Source organism: Pseudomonas avellanae BPIC 631 (assembly GCF_000444135.1).
GTDB lineage: Bacteria > Pseudomonadota > Gammaproteobacteria > Pseudomonadales > Pseudomonadaceae > Aquipseudomonas > Aquipseudomonas avellanae.
On the sequence record NZ_ATDK01000070.1, the window covers coordinates 1 to 4,110 of the forward strand.

The following is a 4,110-nucleotide window of genomic DNA, read 5'->3' on the forward strand; positions in this document are numbered from 1 at the left end:
CTAGGCTTTTATGGTGTAGATGATTGCGTTCCAGTGCTCAAAAAAGGGGCTGATTTAACGAGTACTCATGCTGTTCACAGAGGTCGTTTTTTTGAAAATAAACCAATTTTTGCTTTGCGATCTGATGATCAGTTGTCTGTATCGAATTCTAAGAAGACTAAACTATCTGCTTTACCCTATCTATTCGGGTATACACAACTCCCCAAGCTGTTTGTTGACAAAGACGTAGTGACGGTGGAAGAGGTGCAAAATTGGTGGGTGTCTTTTTATAGAAAAAAAATCCTACCCGAGTTTCCTCTTTCTTTCTCTAACGGTGAGTCGAGTATTAAGCTTAAAAACGCTATGTTTTGCTTCTTGGGAGGTTGGTTTTATGGAGATTCAAAGAATTCAGGGGGCGGCGGAAAGATACTTCAGAAAACGAATTATGCAGTTGTCCCTTTGGCCTCATTAGGAAGCTCCATTTTAACTCGACTTTGCCCCCATGGAGGTATGGATTCGCTTTTCGTTGACTATGGATATTCCTCAGAAATACGGCTGACACCAAATCAATTGCGCCACCTAACAAATACTCTCGCTGATTTAAGTAATATTCCAGTTGAAATTATTACTGCTTGGTCAGGTAGGAAAAATTCTGAGCAAACCCACACTTATATCCATACGAGTGATGACTTGAAAACGAGCAGAGTAAGCGCGATAGTAAATCCGCCTGAGTTCGACAGGAGCTTAATTAGAGCTTATTCTAAGGAGCTGCTTGCAACAGTTACAAATCTACCAGCCTCGATCACCTCAACGGGACTTTGTAATCAAAATCTACATGTAAATCCCTGTAATTATTTGAATGATTTCGCCTCCCAGTGTTTTCTGTGTTCTGAGGCTTGTTATATTGCAGGTGATGAGAGTGCTATCGAGCTTTTTGAAAAAGATTTAGGGGTTCAAAACGCACGGTTAGAGTCGGTAACGTGTGATATTCGTTTATCAGCTTCTTCGGCAATGAAAAAATGGTTTGTTATCCACTCTCGAAATGTTCGAGTTCTTTCGCTATTGATTGATCTGATGAAAAATTGTTTTGTAGGTACAACAATTCGCTACTCAAAAAAAGACTCTGAATTCAATTTGATTGATTTAAATACGAAGCTCATAAAGAAAGTTTCGTGTGCGCTCCCGGATTATGAGGCACGTTTAAGAGGTTTGATCGAAGATAAAGTTACTAGCTCTAATACGGAGCCCAATCCTCAGTTACGTTCGCTTTTATCGTCTTTCGGTTTGAATAACAAGGGGGAGTGACGCGGTGGAACCAAAAATATCTGCACAGGTACAACGTAAGATAGAGATTATGCTGACTAAATGGACGGGTAAACTCACTTGGGAGGCACTGGTAACAAGGGTTGAGCTTGAAATTTCAATAAAAACGACAAGACAAACTCTTTGCACTTACGTGGGAATAGCTACTTCATACAGAAACAAAAAAGCTCAACTTAGAGGCGCATCACCCTCGCTTTATACAAAAATAACAGCTTCTGATGTGAAGTTGGTTGAACAGATAGAGCATCTTAAAGCTGAGGTTGAAGTGCTAAAGAGAAATAATGCTGAGCAACTTCGAATGATTGAAAGGATGCTATTGAATGCCGAAACGATTCCCAATGTAGATCTCTATGCTTTAGTTAAGAGAAGGCCTGAGGAAATACAAAAAAGCTAAAATGTGAGTGAGTCAAAGGATTTTATATTCATTTATATGGTTTTTAGAGTGTGGGGAGTTTTTGCTTTGGTAGGCTGGGGTAGTTAAGTTTCTATATTTAGTACTTTTGTCATTTTACACTTTATATTCTATGAGCTTTCTAAGGTAGTAGTTCCGCTGGACCACATTCAAGACTTTCGGCAATCTGGTATAGCTTTTCGACCGTAATATTGACTTCACCCCGCTCAATTCGGCCCATGTAGCTTCGATCAACTTGGCAAGTCAGAGCGAAGACGTCCTGCGATAGACCTTTTGCTTTTCTCGCTTGCCTGATCCTTTTCCCCAATTCTTTAGCCAAATTCTCCATAGCCGCCTCGAAACACATGAGGACAGACTATCGAGTGTTTGCGGACGAATCGGCCACGGACTATAATCCGTATCTTTTGTTTAGAGATCATTGAGGCGCCTGCATGAAACAAGATATATTCGAATTCGACAGGCAGCTCCATTCTCTGCTTTGCGAGCATTTTTCCAAGGATTTCACGACCCGTCAGTTGAGAGACGCGTATGCGGCCCTCCTTCCTCCCTCAAGCTTTCGGCTCGCGGATGTACGCGTGTATGTTTATGAGCAGATCCGAAGGTTGATTCGCGTTGGCTGGGTGGAGATGGCAGATCAGCGGCAGAAGCGGGATCAGGTATTTCGTGTGCTGGAGATGCCTTTACGGCTGCAGCTCGTACTGGTTGATGGGAACTTCTCCGTGACTGTCGATTCTCTGGACGCTCCAGCTGATGAGGAAAGAGAAACAACATGCTCTGTGCCTAGCTCAAAGGAGGGGCAAGATGACCGGACCCGCCTTCAAGTGATGCTTAAGGAGACCCGGCTTGATCTGCTCTCATCCTTGGGGGAGACCGAGCGGTACAATCAGTTGTTTGAGGAAATTCCTCATCTGAAGGGTCGTTTTGAAGGGGTATATCTGGAAGCTCGCGATAGGAGCTCAAAGCTTCTTGGTCACGTTCGTGCAATTGAGCATACGCTTAAGACGATTTCCGCCGCATGAACTCTACCCTCAGAGCGTGGCAGCACGACTGCATTACGTTGGCTATACAACACTACACTCAGCAACCTCATTTTTTTTGCCAAGCGACTCCCGGTGCTGGCAAGACGAAAATGGCCGCGGAACTGGCAAGGCAACTGCTGCTGCAAGACAAGATAGATTTGATTCTCTGTTTTGCTCCATCACGGCAAACAATGGATGGATTTAAGAGAACTTTCTCCGCCGTTTTAGGGAAGCGCTTGGATGGATTGATAGGTGCGATCGGTGCCGCTTGCACGTACCAAGGTATGGAGTATCGAGACGCAGCATTCTGGAAGCTTATCGACGACTATAGGGTGTTCGCAGTTTTTGATGAAATTCATCATTGCGCTGGTCATGACTTGCTCTTAAGCAATGCATGGGGTCAACAGATTGTTCAAAGGATTCAAGATCGCGCCACTTTCACTCTTGCTCTCTCGGGGACACCTTGGAGGTCTGACCAAAAAGCCATCGCGCTTGCTCGATATTCTCAGCCAAATGGGGTTTTGATCTGTGATTACCGATATGGCTTGCAGGAGGCAATCGCTGATGGCGTATGTCGGTCGCCGCGCATAGTCGTGTTGGATAACAACATGGTGAGGTTAACTGAAACTCTATCCACAGAAGGCACCGTCACGACGTACCCGAGTATTGCCAAGCTTCTTTCCGAGTCACCTGTCTCTTATGAAGATCTGCTGTTTCATGACGATATCCTGCGGCAGATTCTGTCTTTAGGGTGTACAAAACTTCGCGATATCCGTGAGCGACATCCGGAAGCCGGCGGCTTAGTGGTTGCGACAAATATTGAGCACGCTCATCGCATAGCTGACCTTATGCATGCCCAGGGGGAGGTCTGTCAGGTCGTAACCAATAAGACGCCAAACGCCCAGCAGGTGATCGATGATTTTCGACGTGGTGGCTGCACCTGGATTATTTCGGTTGGCATGATCAGCGAGGGGACGGACATACCCAGGCTGCAGGTTTGTTGTCATCTAAGTCGTATACGCACCGAGCTGCACTATCGTCAGGTGTTGGGCAGAATTCTTAGGCGCTCAAGTGGCTCGGATGAAAAAGCTTGGCTATATGTTCTCGCGGAACCAGCGCTCCAGCTGTACTCGGAGCGCTTGGCCGATGATCTGCCCAATGATCATGCCGTATTGAGTGTCGTGCGATCTTCGGAGTTTGAGTGCGACGACGAGAGTGACGACGGTCCTGAAGATCCTAGCGGCATTGGCATCACTATCTTAGAAGGTTCACCGGGCGGCACCTTTTCTCGAGTGGGGAGCGATCACGCAATGTCGGTTCCCGGCTCATATGATCCCGCATTGTATGAACTCAATTTTTCGCAGCACTACCGAACTC

Annotated in this window: 4 protein-coding genes and 1 pseudogene; 4 read left to right on the top strand and 1 reads right to left on the bottom strand. The window is 45.7% G+C overall.

All coding sequences use genetic code 11. The features are described from left to right. Positions 1 to 1,284: pseudogene (locus tag DW49_RS1000000129530) on the top strand (hypothetical protein); the annotation flags it as partial. 4 nt (positions 1,285 to 1,288) lie between these two features. Continuing rightward, the gene (locus tag DW49_RS1000000131745; protein WP_152522390.1) at positions 1,289 to 1,696 is read left to right on the top strand and encodes a hypothetical protein; all 408 of its coding nucleotides are present in this window, start codon (positions 1,289 to 1,291) and stop codon (positions 1,694 to 1,696) included. Positions 1,697 to 1,835: 139 nt separating this feature from the next. On the opposite strand, the gene DW49_RS1000000129535 is transcribed toward DW49_RS1000000131745, so the two are convergent. After that, positions 1,836 to 2,042 (bottom strand): helix-turn-helix domain-containing protein, encoded by a 207-nt coding sequence (locus DW49_RS1000000129535; protein ID WP_081591744.1) that lies wholly within the window; start codon positions 2,040 to 2,042, stop codon positions 1,836 to 1,838. 103 nt (positions 2,043 to 2,145) lie between these two features. On the opposite strand from DW49_RS1000000129535, the gene DW49_RS0105460 reads away from it, so the two are divergent. Then, positions 2,146 to 2,733, top strand: coding sequence for a hypothetical protein (locus DW49_RS0105460; RefSeq protein WP_024421110.1), 588 nt, complete (start codon positions 2,146 to 2,148; stop codon positions 2,731 to 2,733). Next, a partial coding sequence (locus DW49_RS0105465) for a DEAD/DEAH box helicase (protein WP_024421111.1) occupies positions 2,730 to 4,110 on the top strand: 1,381 nt, incomplete at its 3' end. The genes DW49_RS0105460 and DW49_RS0105465, both read left to right, overlap by 4 nt.

What these genes read in the sequence shown, in the direction of transcription:
- DW49_RS1000000129535 (WP_081591744.1), bottom strand. Translation starts at nt 2,042, where the DNA reads ATGGAGAATTTGGCTAAAGAATTGGGGAAAAGGATCAGGCAAGCGAGA.
- DW49_RS0105460 (WP_024421110.1), top strand. Translation starts at nt 2,146, where the DNA reads ATGAAACAAGATATATTCGAATTCGACAGGCAGCTCCATTCTCTGCTT.